A 16,797-nucleotide genomic window follows, 5' to 3' on the forward strand; every position below is an offset into this window, starting at 1 on the left:
CGCACCGGCCGAAAGCCCAAGTACATCCAGTACGAGGGCTTCCGGCCGGCACACCGAGAGCACGCACCGGACCCCGCTCCTCAACGGGCAAACGTTGCCTGCCGCGGCACTAGGGTCTGTTGCGAAAGTGGCGCCTGCCGCGCGACGCCACTTTCGCAACAGGCCCCAGCCCGCTCATTCCCCCGCGGGCACCTCGATGATCCTGCCGTTCTCGTCGAGGGTGCGGGTGCTCCAGTACTCGTCCCACTCGTCGCCGACGTGCTCGGGGACCTTGCCCTCCGGGTAGCGCGCGTATCCCGTCGGCGGTTCCTCGCCGTTGGGCACGCAGTCGCTGCCGCTGCTCCCCACGGCCAGGACCGGGTACTCGCCGCCTCCGCAGGTCGCGTCCTGAAGGGAGCAGCCGGTGAGCAGCGCGGCGCTCAGACCGACCAGCGACAGGCCCAGGACGGACCGCCTCACCCCACGGCCGATCGCGGACATCGGGGGCTGGGCTCGGTTGCCGGTACGCACGTTTGACTCCCTCTCGTCGTCTTGTGCGACCAGCCTGCGCGAGGCGCGAGCGGCCCTCATGAGTACGCGTACTCAGCCGGCCCGGGCCGGCCTACCCGAGTCGATCCGCGCCTGCTGAGCGAAGGAGACCGCGCGGACGAGGAGGACACCGGCGACGGCCGCGCCCACGACGGCCGCGTCGGCGGCCAGCAGCCCGGCGACGTCCGTGTAGGCGCGCGCGATGACGTCGTCCGTGGAGCCGGTGTACATCAGCCCCACGCCGCTGAGCATCCCCGCCAGCCACAGCCCCCACCACCAGTTCAGGGCACGCGGCAGCCGCTCTCCCGGGGCTCCGGAGCGGTGGACGTCCGCGATGATCCCGCGCGGCACCCACAGGTTGGCGACGGGGACGACCCAGCCCCCGTAAACCCAGATCCACGAGTACCGCGGAGGCCGACCGGACAGGACCTGCGCGTTGTCGCGTACTCGCCACAACCAGGCCAGGAACGCCACCGCGCAGAGGGCGGTGACGGCGTTCCCCACGGAAGTGACGATGTGATAGGCGTCCTCGAGTCCGATCAGCGGGCGGTGCTGTCCGCCGCCCTGGTCCGGCGGCCCGCCGGCCGGCTCCCCGGCCACGGCGAGCCGCACCTGCCACACGGCCCGGCCGGCCCAGGCCAGGCCGGCGAGGCCCAGGGCGAGGGCGGCACAGCGGGCACTCGCCCGGACCGGACGCAGGGTGGGGACAGGCGCGGGGTCGTCAGCGCGGTGGTCCTGGAGATCGCTCACCGGGACATCCTCGCTGCCGGGGTCACACCGTTCGCCACCGGGGGCATCTGTCGCGTCGTGACGCGCGGGGCCGGGCCGGCGTCGGCGGCGCGTCCCGGGCTGCCGTACAGGCCGTCGGCGGCGCGATCGGCACCGTCGTCCCGAAGACCGCCTCACCTGACCTTCGCGGCCAGTGCCCGTACCGCGAGGCCGGGCGCGCGCCGGGTCAGGACGGCCGCCGCCAGGCCGATCGCGGCTCCGGCCGCGACGTCGGAGGGGTAGTGGGCGCCGGTGTGGACGCGTTCGGCGGCGATCATGACCGCCGGGAACGCGCAGGCGGCGCCCGCCCAGGGCCAGACCCGGGTCACGGCGGCGGTGAAGCCGACGGCGGCCGCGGTGTGGCCGGAGGGGAAGGACGAGGAGTCGGGCCGGTCGTGGACCTCCTCGTGCGAGGTCCACTCCTCGGGCGGCCGGCGCCGTTTCCACAGCTGCTTGGCGACGCCGTTGGACGCCGCCTCCGCCAGGGCCATGCTCACCACGCCCGCCGTCGCGGCCCCGCGCCCCCGCAGGCCGCCCGCCGCGGCCATGAGGAGCGCGGCACCCCACCACAGCTTGGTGTGCTGGGCCGCCTCCTCCACCGTCGGCAGCACGCGCCGGGCTCGGTCCGACCGCCACGACGCCACGCGCCGCGCCAGTCGTCCGTCCTGCTCCCGCAGATCCGCCAACACGCTCATGACCTGCGACTTCCCACGCTGTTCCCCTCCTGACGCCGCAGCCGTCACGCCCTCGTGCACGCCCTCGCGCCGATCATTCCAGGCGCCGCTCGTCCTCCTCGGTCCAGGCGCGGGTGTCGCGGGGCGGCACGTACGGCTCCTCGTCACGTGGCAGTCCGCCCGCGACGGCGCGCTGGCGGGCCAGTTCCGCGTCGAACTCCAGGCCCAGCAGGATCGCGATGTTGCTGATCCACAGCCACACCAGGAACACGATCACGCCGGCGAGCGTGCCGTAGGTCTTGTTGTACGAGGCGAAGTTGGCGACGTAGAAAGCGAACCCGGCCGAGGCGACCAGCCAGATCACCAGGGCCAGCACGCTGCCCGGGGTGATCCAGCGGAAACCGCGCCCCTTCACGTTCGGCGTCGCCCAGTACAGGAGCGCGATCATGACGGTGACCAGGACGACCAGCACCGGCCACTTCGCGAACGACCACACCGTCAGGGCCGTGTCCCCGATGCCGAGCGCGGTCCCGGCCCGGCGGGCCAGGGCACCCGTGAACACCACGATCAGCGCGCTGATCACCGCCAGCACGAGCAGCACCACCGTCACGCCGACCCGGACCGGCAGCACCTTCCACACCGGACGGCCCTCCGGCATGTCGTACACGGCGTTGGCGCTGCGGATGAAGGCGGCGACGTACCCGGAGGCCGACCACACCGCCAGGACCAGGCCGACGACCGCCATGACGGAGCCGACCCCGCCACGGCCCTGGAGCTGCTGCACCGCGTCGCTGACGATGTCCCGGGCCGAGCCCGGCGCGAGCTTCCGCAGATTCTCCAGGACCTGGTCCGTCGCCGACCGGCCGGCGACGCCCAGCAGGGACACCAGAACCAGCAGGGCCGGGAACAGCGACAGCACCCCGTAGTACGTCAGGGCGGCCGCGCGGTCGGTGAGTTCGTCGTCCTTGAACTCCGTCAGCGTGCCCTTCAGCACCGCCCGCCAGGACCGCTTCGGCAGCTGGCCGGGCTCGTCCGGCGCCTGCCGCTCCACCTGCTCGATCGGGCCCGGCGTCGGCCGGGATTTCGATGTCCGTGCCATGGCTCCGGGGTATCCCCCGCGGCCCGGCTCATGCGTCGGACGGAGGTGGGACGGAGCCGCGCACTCGACGCACCCGCGGTTCAGGCGGTCCGGCTGCCGGCGTCCTCGGTGTCGTCGTGGGACAGCGTCGCCGCGTCGCAGAAGGCCTCCAGTCCCTCCAGCAGCGCGACTTGCTTGGCGGCCGGCATCAGGGCCAGCACCGCCCGCAACTCCCGCTCCCTGCGCACCCGCAGATCCGCGAGGAAGGCCCGGCCCCGGCCGCTGAGATGCAGCCGCACCTCACGCCGGTCGGCCGGGCTCACGACGCGTTCGACGAAGCCCGCGGTCTGCAACCGGTCGCACAGCCGACTGGTCGACGGTGGCGTGGAGGCGAGCGAGGCGGCGAGGGTGCGCAGGTTGATGCCGTCCTGGTGCTCGAGCACCAGCAGCACCCGGAGTTGGGACGCGGAGGCGGGCGCGGTCGAGGCCCGGCCCCACAGGACTTCCAGCAGCTCGGCGGCCGTCGAGGTGACCCGTGCGACCTCGTCGGGCTCCGGGCGATGGCGGAAGGCGGTCACGGTCACCCTCTCGCAGGCACGGGGACGCCCGTCAGCGTACTAGGCGGCCCCGTCGGCCGGACACGCGCCGGGGACGACCGGCGCGGCCGCGTCGAGAAGCCACCGTGCAAGGGGAGTCGACGAGCCGCCGCGGTCGGCCGATGCCGGACGACGATCCTCTGACGGTCCGCCTGGACCGACGCGGCCGCGTCGAGGGACCGCTGTGCCCGCCATGGGAGTTGCCGGGCCGCCGCGGCCCCGATGCCGGACGGCGCCCCTCCGGTGGTCCGCCCGGACCGGCCCGGCCGCCGTTCGGGGACCGCGCCGGCCCGGCCGCCCGTGGTGGCGGCGGCCGACGGCACGCACCACGGCCGGGCGGCCTCGCGCCCGGGACTGAGCGGCGCCGGCGGCCGGCGCACGCCCGGCGTCTCTCAGGCCGCCGCGCGCCGCGCGAACTCCGTGGCCCGGTAGCCCGCCTCGTCGATGGCCGCGCGCACGGCGTCGCCGTCGAGCAGCTCGCCACGCACGGTGACCAGCCCCGCCCGGACGTCGACGTCGACCTCGTTGACACCCGACACCTCCACCAGCTTCTCGGCGACGCCGGCGGCGCAGCGGCCGCAACTCATACCGGACACGGCGTAGGTCTTCTCGGCCATGGCGGGTGCTCCTGTCGTCAGTTCACCGGTGACTGCGCCCCCGGGTGGCGTCCCGGGGCCTTGCGGCAGCAGGTACGGGGTGGATCACCACCGTGTTCAGCAAGCGCGTACCGCGCCGCCGCGGCCACCCGTGCGCCGGTGCGTGAGCCGTCGTCCGCCGTCCGCGCGCCCCGTTGCCGCTTGTCAGCGCCCCTGTCGGCGCACTACTGTCGCCACGCCTTGGTGAACGGGAAATCCGGTGTGATGCCGGTGCGGCCCTCGCCACTGTGATCGGGAAGTCCGGCTCCGGCCCTCGCGGGCAGCCACTGGGTCCTCGGACCCGGGAAGGCGGAGTACGGGCGGTGGTACCCGTCAGCCAGGAGACCGGCCAAGGCGCGTCAACCATCCACGAGGTGCTGGAGAGGGTCTGCTGAGCCATGCACATAGCCGAGGGTTTCCTTCCTCCGGCGCACGCTGTCGCCTGGGGCGTCGCGTCGGCGCCGTTCGTCGTCCACGGAGTCCGCGCACTGAGCCGTGAAGTCAAGGAGCACCCCGAGAGCACCCTGCTGCTCGGCGCCTCCGGAGCCTTCACGTTCGTCCTGTCCGCGCTCAAGCTGCCCTCGGTGACCGGGAGTTGTTCGCATCCCACCGGCACCGGCCTGGGCGCCGTCCTCTTCCGGCCGCCGATCATGGCGGTGCTCGGCACCATCACCCTCCTCTTCCAGGCGCTGCTGCTCGCCCACGGCGGCCTGACCACACTGGGCGCCAACGTCTTCTCGATGGCGATCGTCGGCCCCTGGACGGGTTACGGGACGTACCGGCTGCTGCGGCGGTACGACGTGCCGCTGATGGTCACGGTGTTCTTCGGCGCGTTCGTCGCCGACCTGTCCACCTACTGCGTCACCAGCGTGCAGCTGGCGCTGGCGTTCCCCGACCCGAGCAGCGGGTTCCTGGGCGCGCTGGGCAAGTTCGGCTCCATCTTCGCCGTCACGCAGATCCCGCTCGCGGTGAGCGAGGGTCTCCTCACGGTGCTGGTGATGCGGCTGCTGGTGCAGTCCAGCAAGGGCGAACTGACCCGGCTCGGTGTCCTCGTGGCCGGCGAGCGGGCCGAGCAGAAGCCGGCCGGGACGCAGGCGGTGGCCCGATGAGCCGGAACACGAAGATCAACGTCCTGCTGCTGGTCGTGGTGATCGCGCTGGCCGTGCTGCCGCTGGCCCTGGGGCTCGGCGACCACAAGGAGCAGCCGTTCGCGGGCTCCGACGGCGAGGCGGAGACGGCGATCACCGAGATCGAGCCGGACTACAAGCCGTGGTTCTCGCCCCTGTACGAACCGCCCTCCGGGGAGATCGAGTCGGCGCTGTTCTCCCTCCAGGCGGCCCTGGGCGCGGGTGTCCTCGCCTACTACTTCGGTCTGCGCCGGGGGCGGCGTCAGGGCGAACAGCGGGCGCGGGCGGAGCTGGAGGCGCAGGACCCCGCGGACGCGGCGGGCGTGCCCGACACCGAGAAGTCCACGCCGGGACGGGTCTGAGCGCTCGTGCTGCCGATCGACGCGGCGGCGCACAGCAGCCGCTGGCGCCACCGCCATCCCGTGGACAAGGCCGTACTCGGACTCGGCCTGACCGTGCTGGCGATCTCGTTGCCGCCGTGGCCGGGCGCGGCCCTGGTGCTGGTGACGGCGCTCGCCCTGCTGCTGGGCCCGGCGGGTGTGCCGGCCCGCCGGCTGTGGCGCGCCTACCGGGTGCCGCTGGGGTTCTGCGCGACCGGCGCGGTGACGCTGCTCGTGCAGGTGGGCGGGCCCGGCGGGTTCGTGAGCCTGGCCGACGGCGGGGCCGTGCGCGCCGGGGAGTTGATGCTGCGCTCCTCGGCCGCCTCCCTCGGCGTGCTGCTGTTCGCGTTCACCACGCCGATGTCCGACCTGCTGCCGCGTCTGGTGCGGGCGGGTGTGCCCGCGCCGGTCGTGGACGTCGCGATGGTCACGTACCGCATGAGCTTCCTGCTGCTGGACTCCGTGCGCCTGATCCGGGAGGCGCAGGCGGCCCGGCTCGGGCACACCTCACGGGCCGCCGAGTGGCGTTCCCTGGCCGGGCTCGGGGCCACCGCCTTCGTACGGGCCTTCGACCGGGCGGCGCGGCTGCAGGCCGGGCTCGCCGGACGCGGCTATGACGGCACCCTGCGCGTGCTGGTGCCCGAGGCCCGTGTCTCCGTCCGTTTCACGGTGGCCGGCGCCGGGCTCCTCGTGGCCCTGGCCGCCCTCACCTTCGTACTGGAAAGGCCCCTGTCATGAGCGAGCTGGTCGTCCTGCGGGGCGCCTCCTTCGCGTACGAGGACGGCCCCGCCGTGCTCGACGGCCTCGACTTCGAGGTGCGCGAAGGACGCGCGCTCGCGCTGCTCGGCCGCAACGGCAGCGGCAAGACGACGCTGATGCGGCTGCTCAGCGGCGGACTGCGCCCGCACACCGGCGTGTTGACGGTCGAGGGGCAGCCGGTGACGTACGACCGCAAGGGGCTGACCCGGCTGCGGACGACCGTCCAGCTGGTGGTGCAGGACCCGGACGACCAGCTGTTCGCCGCGTCGGTCGCGCAGGACGTGTCGTTCGGGCCGCTGAACCTCGGCCTGCCCGATGCCGAGGTGCGGGCCCGGGTGGAGGAGGCGCTCGCCGCGCTGGACATCACCGCCCTGGCCGACCGGCCCACCCATCTGCTCTCCTACGGCCAGCGCAAGCGGACCGCGATCGCGGGCGCCGTCGCGATGCGGCCGCGCGTGCTGATCCTCGACGAACCGACCGCCGGGCTCGACCCCGACGGCCAGGAGCGCCTCCTCGCCACCCTCGACGCCCTGCGCGCGTCCGGCACGACGGTGGTGATGGCCACCCATGACGTCGACCTCGCCCTGCGCTGGGCCGACGACGCTGCCCTGCTCACCCCCTCCGGCGCCCACACCGGCCCCGCGGCCACCGCCCTGGCCCGCACGGACCTCCTCCATCAGGCGGGCCTCCGGCTGCCCTGGGGCATCGCGGCCACGCGACTGCTGTGCGCCCAGGGCCTGTTGGCCGAGGGCGAACCCGGCCCCCGCAGCCCCGAGGAACTGGCCGCCCTGCCGAAGGCGCCCACCGCTCCCCCGGTCCCGGCCGACGGCGGGTAGGGCTCTGTCAGGTCGTGTCGTTCGGATCGGGCCCCGCGTCTGCGGCCTGATCCGAAGGACGGGCCATGACCCCGGCGGGTGTCGGCGGGCCGCGCGGTGGAACCCGGTGTCACGGAAGGAAAGGTCCGCCGACGCCCGGGAGGCCGCGTGTCCTTCGCCCACGACTCCGCCTACCGCCGTGTCCACGAAGACGTCCTGAGCCGGGCGGACGCGCTCTGGGGCGTCGCGACGGCGCTGCACGCCGACCCCGAGTACGCGTTCGCCGAGCGGCGGGCGGCCACGCTCCTGACGGACGAGCTGCGCCGGGCCGGATTCGACGTGCGGCAGGACGTGGCCGGCATGCCGACCGCCTTCACCGCCCGCTGGGGCCGGGGCCGCCCCGCGGTGGCGCTGCTGCTGGAGTACGACGCCCTGCCCGGCCTCGGGCACGCCTGCGGGCACAACCTGATCGCCGCCGCCGGTCTGGGCGCCGCGCTCGCCGCCCGTGCCGCGCTGGATCCGGACGCCGGATCGGTGCTGGCGGTGGGCAGCCCGGCCGAGGAGGGCGGCGGGGGCAAGGCCCTGGAGGTGGAGGCGGGCGTCTTCGACGACGTGGACGCCGCGCTCATGTTCCACCCGGGCGTGTACGACTGGGCCCGGGCGCCGCTGACGGCGCAGGAGCAGTACCGGGTCGGCTTCCACGGCCGGGCCGCCCATCCCACGGGCAACCCCACCGAGGGCGTCGACGCGCTCGCGGCCCTGATCGAGCTGTTCAACGTGCTGTCCGCGCTCGGCCGCCGCCTGCCGGAGGCCTCGCACGTCCAGGGCATCGTCACGCACGGAGGCACGGCCACGAACATCGTCCCCGAGTTCGCGGAGGGCCTGTTCGGTCTGCGCGCGGCCACCACGGGCGCCCTGGACGACCTGGCCGGGCAGCTGCGCTCCGCCGCCGCGGGAGTGGCGCGGGCCACCGGCACCACCTGTGCGGTCGAACGCGCCAGTGTCCGCTACGAGCACTTCCGCGACAGCGAGCCGCTCTCCGGGCGCTTCGCCGCGCATCTGGGCCGCACCGGGATCGCGCTCACGCCGCCCGCGCCCGGTGTGTACCTGGGCTCGTCGGACATCGGCAACGTCAGTGCCCGGGTGCCGGCCATCCACCCGTTCGTCGCGATCATGGACGAGGACGGCTCGGACCACACGCCCGAGTTCGCCGTCGCGGCGGCGTCCGAGCGGGCCCGGCGGGTGCTGTCGGCCGCCACGGAGGCGCTGGCGTGCACCGCGGTGGACGTGCTGTACGACGCGGACCTGCGGGCCGCGGCGTGGAGCGGGCTGCGAGGCGCCGTCGGCGCGCCGCGCTGAGCGCGGTCGCCCGTGGTCGGGTCGTCGGGCGGTGCGTCAGCCCTCGACGCCGGTGGCGTCGTGCGCGGAGCCCACCGGCTTCGACTCCGGTGAGCCCCGCTGCCGCAGGTAGATCGACAGCACCGCCATCGAGGCGACGGCGAGCAGTTCGGACTGCCAGTTCTGCAGGGTGCGGTTCCAGAAGTCGGCGGCGCCGAGGTAGTCGAACCAGCCGACCGGGGCCTGGAGTTGCCGCAACTGCACCTCGTTGTACGCGGCGACACCGGTGATCGACTGCACCAGCCAGGAGAGTACGAAGATCGTGCCCATGACCAGCAGCAGGGAGTTGGAGTACAGCGTGCGCCGCCAGCCGGAGGCCGCGGCCCACCTGGGTGAACTGTCCCTGGCGTGCTCGCCGACCAGTTGGTCCCGGTCCGACTCGGGGCCGGACTTGCCGGGCTCCTTGGACTCCGGTGAGCCGCGCTGCAGCAGCCAGACGGTGGCACCGATGTAGAGCGAGAACTGCAGGTACTCCGACTGCCAGTTCTCCGCCACGTCGACCGCGAAGTCGGAGGACGTCACGTACGCGCCGAAACCGACCGGCTGCAACTGGTCGGCGAGCATCTGGTTGTTGAAGTCGGCGTGTCCCGCGATCGCCTGCCCGACGAGGGTCAGCAGAAAGGCGACGGTGAAGAACAGCCCCAGTCCGTTGTCCCGTAGGAAGCTCCTCGGGCCTCGGGGCGGCGAGGCCGTGGTCCCGGCCGTGGGCCCGCTCACCGCTGCATCAGTCCCACGGCCGCGAGGTAGGCGAGGCCGACCGCGACGAGCAGCAGGATCGCCGTGAACATCGTGCGCACGCTCACCCGCTCTTGATCTGGCACTGGTAGGGCAGGTGCGGCCGCTGCCGGCAGCCGGCGGCGACGACCTTCCAGCCGGTGGTGAAGTGGGAGAGGAACAGGGTGTCGCCGGCGAGCACCGCCCGCGCCTGGTTGCCGTAGACGTCGCTCCCCCGCAGGTCACCGCCCGCGGGCAGGGGTTCCTCGCTGAGCGCCTCGGGGCAGGGGGTGCCGGCCGACTGCTCCAGTTCCTCCCTGGTGCCCGGCGCGAGGGCCGCGCACATCCGGCCGTAAGCTCTCTCGCCGAGTGCCTTCTCGAACGCGGCCGTGGCCGCCCGTACGTCGTCGCGCCGTTCCGAGACCGTGCCGCACGCGCCGACGGTGCCGGCGAGGACGACCGCGACGGCCGCGCTCCACGCTCGTCCGGCCACCCCACCACCTCCGCATCCGTGCCGACCTGCCCGGCAGTACACCGCACCCGGCGGCACACGGACGGCTTCCACGCCCACAGGTCCCCCACCCAGCGGACAACCCCACCGTTCCCCGGGACTGACCGTGGGCCGTCGGGGAGAGGGCTAGTCCGCGACGGCGACCATCCCGAAAGCGATCACCAGGCAGACGGCGGCCAGCACGGCGATCAGGGCGATCAGGGCCACGCCCAACAGACCCGCCACGCCCCCGATGGCCCACCACGCGCACCGTGTCGTACGTCCCGCCCGCCGCACGGCATCGCGGTAGTCACTGTCGTCGTACCAGTCGCGCTCCGTCATGCCACCCCCTGCCCCGGAGAGTACAACTCGGGCCCGGCGCCGCCCTGTTCGAATCTCACTCTTCGCCCGTACACTGACAAATCAGAGGCGTGTGGGCGCTGTTGACGGGGGGGCGGCCATGTCCGGGGATCAGTACGGCACGTACGGCCAGGGGTACTTCGTCCCACCGATGCCGCCGGCCCCGCCGCCGGCGCCGGCGGACGGCGTGCGGGCCGTCGCGGTGGCGGTGCTCAACCTCAGCGGTCTGGGCCTGGGGTACGGGCTCGTGCGCCGCTGGGGACTCATGGCGCTCTGCTGGATCGCCACCGCCGCCCTGCTGCTCGTGGCGCTGCCCGCCGAGCCGGACGGCGTCCCGGGATTCGCCCTCGTCGTGTACGCCGTGTTCCTCGCCGCGGTGGCGGCGCACGGCGCGCGCGTGGGCCTGCGGGCCCGGTCGGCGTGGCCCGGACCGGCGCCGATCGCCCTCGGGCTGGGGCTCGTCCTGCTCGCCGTACCGGCCGGGGGCGTCGTGCTGTACGACGACGCGCGGGACGAGGCGGTGGAGCAGATGCTGCTCGACCGGCTGGACCGGGCCGACCGGCTGGTGGCGCAGTCCGGCAAGCAGACGTTCGCCCTCGGCAAGGACGGCTACCGCGAGGCGCTGTCCCTCTACGAGGACCTGAGCGCCGACCACTCCGGCTCTCGCGCGGCCGACCGGGTGCCGGCCCGGATGAGGACCTTCTACTCGACGGTCGGCGCCGTGTACGCGCAGGGCGACCACTGCGGGGCGATCGAGCCGCTGACCTATCTGCGGACGGTCCCGAAGAGCATGCCCGCGACGGACCTCGGGGAGCTGAGAACCTGGCCCGACGACCGTCTGGCCACCTCGCTGTACGAGTGCGCGGCGAAGGACCTGGCGAGCGGCGGGTCCGCCTGGCCCGAGCGGTTCGGTGAACTGCTGACCGACTTCCCCGAGTCGGCGCAGGCCGCGAAGGTCGAGCCGGCCGTGGGCGCCGCCGTCACCCGGGCGGCGAAGGACCTGCGCGGCGCCGAGCCCTGCACGGCGGTCGAACGGCTGCGGAGTCTCAGCTCCGAGATCGACGGCCTGCCCGGTGCGGAGGCGGGCGTGGACGCCGCCCTCGCCGAGGACGCCGGACGGGCCACCGCCAACGCCGGCTCGGGCACGTACCTGTGCGGCGTGGACCAGTACCAGGACGGTGACTTCGAGGCCGCGCAGAAGACCATGAACGAGTTCGTCAAGGCCAACAAGAACCACACGAACCGGGCCAGGGCGGAGAAGATCGCGATCGCCGCGGAGATCGCGCAGACGGTGCCGGCCGCCGGGAAGAGCCTGCCCACGACGCGGACGGGCGGCAGCATCTCGGTCACGGTGCAGAACGACAGCCCCGACGACATCACGGTCCTCTACACGGGCCCGGTCACCGGCCGCTTCACCCTCAGGGCCTGCGGCAGCTGCAGGACGTACTCGCTCAGCAGCACCCTCTCGCCGTCCTTCGAGCCGTGCAGCGACAGCGGCAGGAACTACCCGGAGCGCACCATCAGTCTGCCGCCCGGCACGACGTACTTCGTGCACAAGCCGAACGACAGTCTCTCCTCGCCGGCCTCGGACACGGCCAAGCTCCAGTCCGGCTACATCTACACGGAGTGCGCCTACGCGACGCAGACGCTGGGGTCGGGGTTCTGAGTCCCCGTCACAGCAGTGGCAGTTCCGCGAAGGGGTGCCGTTCCCAGAGCCGGCGGGAGGCGTCTTCCGGGTAGGGGGCGACGGTGGGCTCGGTGTCGAGGAGCTGGACGAGGCGGCGCTCGGTGTCGTAGGCGGGCCAGCCCGGGTCGCCGGTGGCGGCGAACGACGTCCAGGCGGACCGGACGCGGGCGGAGAGCGCCTCCGTCTCGGGGGACGGCACGGGGCCGATCAGCATGGCGCCGAGGCCGCCGTACACGCCGAAGGTCAGGGGTACGTCCAGTCCGTGGCAGGCGCCGAGTGCGCCGCCGTTGGCCGGGGCGGGCCAGGTGAGCTCGTACAGGTGGGCCCGGCCGCCGCCGGCCACGTGTGCCTCCGCCAGGCGCAGGGAGGGCATGCGGAACAGCCAGTCGGACTGCACCAGCTCGAACAGGTACTCCGGCGAGGCGTCCGGGAACGCGGCGCGGTACGCCTGCTCGGCGTCGGGCGTCGGACCGAACAGGCCGAGCGCGGTCGACGCCAGCCGCTCGTCCACCCGGCCGAGGAGTCCGGCGAGGAGAAGGAAGAGGCGGTACTCGTCGCGGTTGTGTCCGGTGATCAGTTCCACGTCGCGGGCGGCGCCGGCCGCCAGGGCCTCCCACGGTGTGGCGGTCAGGACCTCGCCGTCGACGACGGGCGAGAAGGGGGTCGGAGTGAGGGCCACCGGCCCCCACCGGTGCGCGTACTCGCGCATGCGGGCGGTGACGGCGGCCCCCGCCTCGGGCAGCTTGCGCGGGTCGACGCCGGACAGGTCGGCGACCGTGGGGCGCAGGCCGAGCTCACCGGCGAGGGTCCCGGCGATGTCGCCGGCCAGCGTGTCCGAGAAGAACGTGCCCGGCACGCTCTGCGTGATCGCCCGCCGGAACAGGCCCCTGGTCCGCTCCATGGTCATCAGCGCGGCGACGGACCCGGCGCCGGCCGACTCGCCGAAGACGGTGACCTGCTCGGGGTCGCCGCCGAACGCGGTGATGTTCTCGCGCACCCACTCCAGGGCCGCTAGCTGGTCGAGGAGCCCCCGGTTCGCCGGGGCGCCCTCGATCCGCGCGAAACCCTCGATGCCGACCCGGTAGTTGAGGGTGACGACGACGAGGCCGCCCTCGCGGGAGAGACGACTTCCGTCGTAGGCGGGGTCGTCGGCGGAACCGAACTTGTAGGCACCCCCGTGGATCCACACCATCACGGGGCGTCGGGCCGCCGGATCCGGGTCCGGGGTCCAGACGTTGACGGTCAGCCAGTCGTCACCGGCCGGCAGATCCCCCGGCGGGGCCATGTCGGGTTCCATGGGCTCCTGCGGAGGAGGCGGCCCGAACGCGAACGCCTCCCGCACCCCGTCCCAGCGGGCCACCGGCCGCGGCGCCGCGAACCGCGCCTCGCCCACCGGCGGCTGCGCGTACGGGATCCCGAGGAACACGGCCAGACCGCCCTCACGCCGTCCGCAGACCACCCCCGCCTCGGTCTTGACCTCGGGAAACTCTCCGGTGCTCATGGGTGACTCCTCGGCGGGGCGCTGTCCGGGCGGTCATCATGCACCCAGATTTCTTGAAAGATCAACCACAGTGCCGGAATTCCGCGGTCCACCGACAGGCTCAACGGGTACACCACCATCCGAGGGGAGCGCCATGCGGTACTTCGGCCAGGACGTCCTCACCGTCGCCCACGAGCTCACGGAGGCGTACGTCGAGGTCTTCACCGCGCCGCCCTGGCAGCACCGGGACGCCGAGGAGACCCGGGCGGCGTTCCGGGAGCGGTTGGAGAGCGACGCGCACCGCCCCGGCTTCCGGGCGGTTCTCGCGCTGTCGGACACCGGCGCGGTGGACGGCTTCGCGACCGGCTGGACCACCGGGACGCCGTTCCGCTCGGACCGCGCCTACGGCAAGGTGACCCGGCGGCTCGGCGCCGACCGGGTGGAGCGGCTGTTGGCGGGCGCCTTCGAGATCGACGAACTGGGAGTACGGCCGCACGCGCGGGGCACCGGCCTCGGGCGGCGTCTGCTGTCCGCGCTCGCCGGCGCCGCACCGGACGGGCGGGCCTGGCTCCTGACCTGGAACGAGGCGTACGACACGCTCGCGTTCTACCGCCGCCTGGGCTGGCGGGAGCCCGAGCCGCTCCCGGGCGGGGAGACGGACGTCGTCGTGTTCCTGTCCCCCGGGACGCCCCTCGCGTCCGGTTCCTCGACGGCCACGGCCCTGCCGTAGGCCGCGGGTCCTGGGCGGCGTCCACGCGCCCGTCGTCGGCGGGGACCCTGGGTCAACAGCCGGCCGGGGGGGGGGGGGCCCCCCCCCCCCCGCCCGCCCCCCGCCGGGGGGGGGGGGGGGGGGGGGGGCGCCGCCCCGCCCCCCCCGCGCGGGGGGGCCCCCGCCCCCCCCGCGGGGGGGGGGGCGGCCCCCCCCCCCCCGGCCCCCCCACCGCGGTGTGGTTCGTCAGCAGGTCCGGCCGACGTAGTAGGCGCCCTGGATCCTGTCGGCGGAGCCGAGCCACGTCCTGCCCGGTCCGACGCACCGCTCGTAGTCGGGTGCGAGGGCGACCTCGACCTTGATGACCACGCGGGAGCCGTCGGAGGTGCAGTGGTTGTAGTAGGCGTCCGAGCCGGTCTCGTAGAAACCGCACGGATCGGCGGCCGCGGGCCCGGCGGTGGCCGTTGCCGCGCCCAGCGACGCGAACACGAGGGCGGCGGCGCCGAGGGCGCCGGTCACGACACGACGTACACGCACAGCGAAACTCCTTGCTGGTGAAGGGATGGGAACCGCCTCAGAATCGCCGTGCCGCACACCCGGAGTTGATCGAACGCCGCCCGCTTCACCTGTTGGATCGTTTTGCCTGTCCGCCGATCGAGTGTCGACCGGGGCGACGGCAGGGGCTCGACTGGAACCAGGGCGTCCGCTCCGCGCGGGCAGAAGTAAGTGAAACCCCTGATCACAGGCGGCGGGCTGGGCTAGCCTCGTTCTCCCGTCGCCATCGAGGCGAACTGGTTTACGACGAACATCACTTCGGGAGTTCCGTGTCTGACCTGCGGCCATCATCACCGGAGTCCGCGGCCGACGAAGCCGCCGCGCTCCGGCAGACCGGGGCCTCGCCGCTGCGGGTCGGTGACCCGGGCCGCGTGGGTCCCTTCGTGCCGGTGGCGCTGCTCGGCAGCGGCGGGATGGGCCGGGTCTATCTGGCACGGGCCGCCGACGACGCCCCGGGGCTGTTCGCGGTGAAGGTGATCCGGCCGGAGTACGCCGAGGACGTCCGGTTCCAGCGCCGTTTCGCACGTGAGGCAGCGGTGCACGCCCGGCTGGGTCCGCCGCACACGCCGAGGTTACGCGGCACGGGGTGGGACGAGGAACTGCTGTGGATGGCCACCGAGTACGTTCCGGGGCTCGATCTGGCGGACGCCGTACGCGAGGACGGCGCCCTGACGGCGGCCACCGTGTGGCGGTTGGTCGCGGAACTGGGGCGGGCGCTCGCCGCCCTGGCCGCCGCGGGAGTGGTGCACCGGGATCTGAAGCCGTCCAACGTGCTGCTGTCGCTCCAGGGCGCGCAGGTGATCGACTTCGGAATCTCGAAGGCCGCGGACGCCAGCGCGATCACGGGCACGGGCAACCGGGTCGGCACCCCGGCCTACATGTCGCCGGAGTATCTGCGGACGGGCCACTGCGACACCGCATCGGATGTGTTCTCGCTGGCCGGCACCCTGCTGTACGCGGCGACCGGACGGGCCCCCTTCGGGGACGGCACGGGGCTCGACGTGATGCACCGGGTGGCGTTCGAGGAGCCGAGTGCGGAGGTGATCGGCGCGGTCACGGCGGCCGACCCGGAGCTGGGGGCGCTGCTGACCGCCTGTCTGGCCAAGGAGCCCGAGCGGCGCCCCACGCCGCGGGAGCTGATCGGCACGGCCGAGGCGCGGCCCGGCACCCACGCGTGGCCGGAGCCGCTCCACGGCCGGGTGCTGACCCGCCAACGGGCCTACGAGACGCTGCACCGCCTCCCCGTGGAACGGGCGGTCCGCCTCCGCCCCTCGGACCACCGGGTGAAGCCGGTGGCGGCGCTGGCGTCCCCACCCGCACCGGCGGACCCGCCGTCCGCACCCTCCGCCGAGACGGAACCGGCCCGGGCACGTCCGGCGGCAGCCCGGCTCCGGGTGCGCAGGAAGCGGGTCCTGGCCGTCGGCGCGGGCACCGTCCTGTGCGCCGTCGCCGCGACCGCCTTCGTCCTGCTGCGCGGGGAGGGTCCGGCGACCGCCGCCTCTCCGGAGGCCGCCGCGTCGACGACCGGCACCGCGCCCGGCGAACGGCACGGCAACGCCGCCCTGCCGGGCACGTCCGGCGTCCCTGACGCGGCCTCCGCCGCGGGTGCGCCCGGCGGACGCGCCGTCGTCACCGACGGCGGCGGCACGGCGCGGCCCGAGCCCTCCGTCACGGCCGGCGGCAGCGGCCGGCCGGACTCTCCCGCCTCCCCCGCCGCGGACGCCGGCCCCTCCGCCACCCCGGCCCAGTCCCCCACCGTCACCGCACCGGCCGAACCCGGCGGCCGGCCCTGGAACACCGACTGCACGTACTACGCCGGCAACGGCCGCACCCGCCCCGGAGACAGCGGCAAGCGGGTGCTGCAGGTGCAGTGCATGCTGACCGAGCGCGGCTACTCCCTGGGCGATGACGGGGTGAACGGCGACTTCGGCCCCGGCACGGAGTCGGCGGTGCGCAGCTTCCAGAGCGCCCGGGGGCTCACGGCCGACGGTGTCGTGGCCCACGACACCTGGGTCGCGCTGCGCGACACCGAGTGACGGCCAAG

At 74.1% G+C, this 16,797-nt stretch carries 19 protein-coding genes and 1 riboswitch; of the genes, 8 read left to right on the forward strand and 11 right to left on the reverse strand.

Features of this window, described 5'->3' with window-relative positions; all coding sequences use genetic code 11:
* Positions 1–174: 174 nt before the first annotated feature.
* The 6 genes from ACPT94_RS17270 to ACPT94_RS17295 form a co-directional block, all read right to left on the reverse strand.
* Positions 175–480: an SCO0607 family lipoprotein gene (locus ACPT94_RS17270; protein ID WP_360344283.1), complete on the reverse strand. Its 306-nt coding sequence runs from the start codon at positions 478–480 to the stop codon at positions 175–177.
* Positions 481–582: 102 nt separating this feature from the next.
* Complete coding sequence (locus tag ACPT94_RS17275; protein WP_425246222.1) at positions 583–1,278, reverse strand: DUF4328 domain-containing protein; 696 nt, start codon at positions 1,276–1,278, stop codon at positions 583–585.
* A gap of 152 nt (positions 1,279–1,430) precedes the next feature.
* On the reverse strand, positions 1,431–1,991 hold the full coding sequence (locus ACPT94_RS17280; protein ID WP_360344233.1) for a phosphatase PAP2 family protein: 561 nt from the start codon (positions 1,989–1,991) through the stop codon (positions 1,431–1,433).
* 73 nt (positions 1,992–2,064) lie between these two features.
* Positions 2,065–3,069: a YihY/virulence factor BrkB family protein gene (locus ACPT94_RS17285; RefSeq protein WP_360344230.1), complete on the reverse strand. Its 1,005-nt coding sequence runs from the start codon at positions 3,067–3,069 to the stop codon at positions 2,065–2,067.
* 80 nt (positions 3,070–3,149) lie between these two features.
* Positions 3,150–3,632, reverse strand: a complete 483-nt coding sequence (locus ACPT94_RS17290; protein WP_360344227.1) for a MarR family winged helix-turn-helix transcriptional regulator — start codon at positions 3,630–3,632, stop codon at positions 3,150–3,152.
* Between the two features lie 404 nt (positions 3,633–4,036).
* Positions 4,037–4,261, reverse strand: a complete 225-nt coding sequence (locus ACPT94_RS17295) for a heavy-metal-associated domain-containing protein (protein ID WP_360344224.1) — start codon at positions 4,259–4,261, stop codon at positions 4,037–4,039.
* A gap of 203 nt (positions 4,262–4,464) precedes the next feature.
* Positions 4,465–4,647, forward strand: a riboswitch (cobalamin riboswitch).
* 30 nt (positions 4,648–4,677) lie between these two features.
* Here ACPT94_RS17295 and ACPT94_RS17300 point away from each other — a divergent pair.
* From ACPT94_RS17300 to ACPT94_RS17320, 5 genes are all read left to right on the forward strand, one after another.
* Entirely contained in the window at positions 4,678–5,388 is a 711-nt protein-coding gene (locus ACPT94_RS17300; protein ID WP_425246223.1) for an energy-coupling factor ABC transporter permease, read from the forward strand.
* Positions 5,385–5,768, forward strand: a complete 384-nt coding sequence (locus ACPT94_RS17305) for an energy-coupling factor ABC transporter substrate-binding protein (RefSeq protein ID WP_360344218.1) — start codon at positions 5,385–5,387, stop codon at positions 5,766–5,768. Before ACPT94_RS17300 ends, ACPT94_RS17305 begins: the two co-directional genes overlap by 4 nt.
* 6 nt (positions 5,769–5,774) lie before the next feature.
* The gene (gene cbiQ / locus ACPT94_RS17310) at positions 5,775–6,524 is read left to right on the forward strand and encodes a cobalt ECF transporter T component CbiQ (protein WP_360344215.1); all 750 of its coding nucleotides are present in this window, start codon (positions 5,775–5,777) and stop codon (positions 6,522–6,524) included.
* On the forward strand, positions 6,521–7,381 hold the full coding sequence (locus ACPT94_RS17315) for an energy-coupling factor ABC transporter ATP-binding protein (RefSeq protein WP_425246224.1): 861 nt from the start codon (positions 6,521–6,523) through the stop codon (positions 7,379–7,381). The genes cbiQ and ACPT94_RS17315 overlap by 4 nt, the downstream gene beginning before the upstream one ends.
* A gap of 147 nt (positions 7,382–7,528) precedes the next feature.
* The gene (locus tag ACPT94_RS17320) at positions 7,529–8,719 is read left to right on the forward strand and encodes an amidohydrolase (RefSeq protein WP_360344209.1); all 1,191 of its coding nucleotides are present in this window, start codon (positions 7,529–7,531) and stop codon (positions 8,717–8,719) included.
* A gap of 36 nt (positions 8,720–8,755) precedes the next feature.
* On the opposite strand, the gene ACPT94_RS17325 is transcribed toward ACPT94_RS17320, so the two are convergent.
* The 3 genes from ACPT94_RS17325 to ACPT94_RS17335 form a co-directional block, all read right to left on the reverse strand.
* Positions 8,756–9,475: a DUF6766 family protein gene (locus ACPT94_RS17325; protein WP_425246225.1), complete on the reverse strand. Its 720-nt coding sequence runs from the start codon at positions 9,473–9,475 to the stop codon at positions 8,756–8,758.
* A gap of 82 nt (positions 9,476–9,557) precedes the next feature.
* Positions 9,558–9,965: a hypothetical protein gene (locus tag ACPT94_RS17330; RefSeq protein WP_360344203.1), complete on the reverse strand. Its 408-nt coding sequence runs from the start codon at positions 9,963–9,965 to the stop codon at positions 9,558–9,560.
* Between the two features lie 144 nt (positions 9,966–10,109).
* Positions 10,110–10,304 carry a hypothetical protein gene (locus ACPT94_RS17335; protein ID WP_360344200.1) on the reverse strand — a complete coding sequence of 65 codons (195 nt, stop codon included), beginning with the start codon at positions 10,302–10,304 and terminating at the stop codon, positions 10,110–10,112.
* Positions 10,305–10,422: 118 nt separating this feature from the next.
* Here ACPT94_RS17335 and ACPT94_RS17340 point away from each other — a divergent pair, with 118 nt between their 5' ends.
* Positions 10,423–11,988, forward strand: a complete 1,566-nt coding sequence (locus tag ACPT94_RS17340; RefSeq protein ID WP_425246226.1) for a hypothetical protein — start codon at positions 10,423–10,425, stop codon at positions 11,986–11,988.
* Positions 11,989–11,995: 7 nt separating this feature from the next.
* Here the strand turns inward: ACPT94_RS17340 and ACPT94_RS17345 are convergent, their stop codons facing one another.
* Entirely contained in the window at positions 11,996–13,510 is a 1,515-nt protein-coding gene (locus ACPT94_RS17345) for a carboxylesterase/lipase family protein (RefSeq protein WP_425246227.1), read from the reverse strand.
* 133 nt (positions 13,511–13,643) lie between these two features.
* Between ACPT94_RS17345 and ACPT94_RS17350 the strand changes: the two genes are divergently transcribed.
* Entirely contained in the window at positions 13,644–14,219 is a 576-nt protein-coding gene (locus ACPT94_RS17350) for a GNAT family N-acetyltransferase (protein ID WP_425246228.1), read from the forward strand.
* Positions 14,220–14,444: 225 nt separating this feature from the next.
* Here ACPT94_RS17350 and ACPT94_RS17355 read toward each other — a convergent pair whose 3' ends face one another.
* Positions 14,445–14,735, reverse strand: a complete 291-nt coding sequence (locus ACPT94_RS17355; RefSeq protein WP_360344188.1) for a DUF6355 family natural product biosynthesis protein — start codon at positions 14,733–14,735, stop codon at positions 14,445–14,447.
* A 287-nt stretch (positions 14,736–15,022) separates the two neighbouring features.
* On the opposite strand from ACPT94_RS17355, the gene ACPT94_RS17360 reads away from it, so the two are divergent.
* Complete coding sequence (locus ACPT94_RS17360; RefSeq protein ID WP_425246229.1) at positions 15,023–16,789, forward strand: protein kinase domain-containing protein; 1,767 nt, start codon at positions 15,023–15,025, stop codon at positions 16,787–16,789.
* The last annotated feature ends 8 nt before the right edge of the window (positions 16,790–16,797 follow it).

The sequence above is a fragment of the Streptomyces aurantiaciflavus genome, assembly GCF_049808595.1.
GTDB lineage: Bacteria > Actinomycetota > Actinomycetes > Streptomycetales > Streptomycetaceae > Streptomyces.

Coding starts and splice junctions, on each gene's coding strand:
- ACPT94_RS17270 (WP_360344283.1), bottom strand. CDS start 480: ATGTCCGCGATCGGCCGTGGGGTGAGGCGGTCCGTCCTGGGCCTGTCG.
- ACPT94_RS17280 (WP_360344233.1), bottom strand. CDS start 1,991: ATGAGCGTGTTGGCGGATCTGCGGGAGCAGGACGGACGACTGGCGCGG.
- ACPT94_RS17285 (WP_360344230.1), bottom strand. CDS start 3,069: ATGGCACGGACATCGAAATCCCGGCCGACGCCGGGCCCGATCGAGCAG.
- ACPT94_RS17295 (WP_360344224.1), bottom strand. CDS start 4,261: ATGGCCGAGAAGACCTACGCCGTGTCCGGTATGAGTTGCGGCCGCTGC.
- ACPT94_RS17300 (WP_425246223.1), top strand. CDS start 4,678: ATGCACATAGCCGAGGGTTTCCTTCCTCCGGCGCACGCTGTCGCCTGG.
- ACPT94_RS17305 (WP_360344218.1), top strand. CDS start 5,385: ATGAGCCGGAACACGAAGATCAACGTCCTGCTGCTGGTCGTGGTGATC.
- ACPT94_RS17315 (WP_425246224.1), top strand. CDS start 6,521: ATGAGCGAGCTGGTCGTCCTGCGGGGCGCCTCCTTCGCGTACGAGGAC.
- ACPT94_RS17335 (WP_360344200.1), bottom strand. CDS start 10,304: ATGACGGAGCGCGACTGGTACGACGACAGTGACTACCGCGATGCCGTG.
- ACPT94_RS17340 (WP_425246226.1), top strand. CDS start 10,423: ATGTCCGGGGATCAGTACGGCACGTACGGCCAGGGGTACTTCGTCCCA.
- ACPT94_RS17345 (WP_425246227.1), bottom strand. CDS start 13,510: ATGAGCACCGGAGAGTTTCCCGAGGTCAAGACCGAGGCGGGGGTGGTC.
- ACPT94_RS17350 (WP_425246228.1), top strand. CDS start 13,644: ATGCGGTACTTCGGCCAGGACGTCCTCACCGTCGCCCACGAGCTCACG.